Source organism: Helicobacter didelphidarum, assembly GCF_003364195.1.
Classification (GTDB): Bacteria; Campylobacterota; Campylobacteria; order Campylobacterales; family Helicobacteraceae; genus Helicobacter_A; species Helicobacter_A didelphidarum.
This window is the reverse complement of the sequence record NZ_NXLQ01000235.1, coordinates 1-365: the sequence shown is the minus strand read 5'-3', so window position 1 is coordinate 365 and position 365 is coordinate 1. Positions and strand designations below refer to the sequence as shown.

Sequence of the window (365 nt, the reverse complement as noted above, 5' to 3'; positions counted from 1 at the left end):
AGGATACCATAGTAGGAGGAAGTCATACTCTTAATATAGGGATAGATAATAAACTAAGAGTAGCAAAGAATAGTAGTGAGTATGTAGGTGGGGATAAGAGTGTAGAGATAGGAGGGAATCTTAGCACACTCATACAAAGAGATGAGAATAGAAATGTGAGAGGAGAATCACAGATTTACATACAAGGAAGCTTCACGCAGAATGTGGAAAAAGATATTGATGTATCTGTTGCTAATAATCACACTACAACAGCACAATCAAGTATTTTTGTAAATGCCAATGAAAATATGACTCTAGAATCTAAAAAACATTTAACCTTACATTCTGATGCTTCTGATATAAGTGTGGCAACAGATATGGCTATC

1 pseudogene is annotated in these 365 nt (G+C 34.8%); it reads left to right on the top strand.

The window, feature by feature from the left end:
- Nucleotides 1–365: pseudogene (locus CQA53_RS13070) on the top strand (hypothetical protein); the annotation flags it as partial.